The sequence below is a fragment of the Alkalibacterium sp. m-11 genome (assembly GCF_054658155.1).
Map to the genome: position 1 here is coordinate 1 of NZ_BAAGIR010000304.1, position 756 is coordinate 756.

Below are 756 nucleotides of genomic sequence, written 5' to 3' on the forward strand. Positions count from 1 at the left end.
TGTTGGCAACTTTGATGCGCTGCTTCTGATAGTTCTTCGATTCGGATAATTTTCGACCATCTTTGAGCGCTTGTATTTTCCTTCTGGATAGTTTGCGTTGTTCCTTTGCTAGTTTAGTTTCCAAAGAACGAAAGAATTTTGGATTCTTGTAAACTGTTCCATCCGAAAGAATCGCAAAGTCTTTTAATCCAACATCCACACCTACAGAAGAATCTGTTTTTTCGATGGGTTCGACTTCCGTTTCGACTAAAAGGGATACGAAATATTTTCCTGTTGGATTTCTGCGAATAGTAGCATTGAGTATTCTGCCTTCTACCTCACGACTTTTCGCAAAGAGAACCAATCCCAGTTTCGGCAGTTTCAACTTATTGCCTTCAACGGAAATATTCCCATTAGTTTCTTTTGTAGTGTATGACTGAAGCGGATTATTTTTTGATTTGAAACGAGGATACTTGTTTTGCTTTTTGAAGAAGCGGTCAAAACTGTCTGAAAGGTTTCGTAGAGAAGACTGAAGTGCAATACTATCGACTTCTTTAAGCCACTCCGTTTCTTCTTGTTTTTTCAAAGAAGAAAGTTGTGCAGAACATTTCCCATAAGATAATCCCTTACCTGTTTCTTTGTAAGTTTCATTCCACTGATTGAGAAAATGATTGTAGATGAATCGGGAACACCCAATAGTCTTGTTAATCAAAATAGCCTGTTCTTTGTTTGGATAGAGTCGAAATTTATAGGCTTTATGAATTTTCATTTGACAAT

Annotated in this window: 1 protein-coding gene; it reads right to left on the reverse strand. The window is 37.0% G+C overall.

Annotated elements, in window-relative coordinates:
• The coding region (locus ACYQ2O_RS12525) for an RNA-guided endonuclease TnpB family protein (RefSeq protein ID WP_459796744.1) at window positions 1-756 on the reverse strand (756 nt) is incomplete at both ends.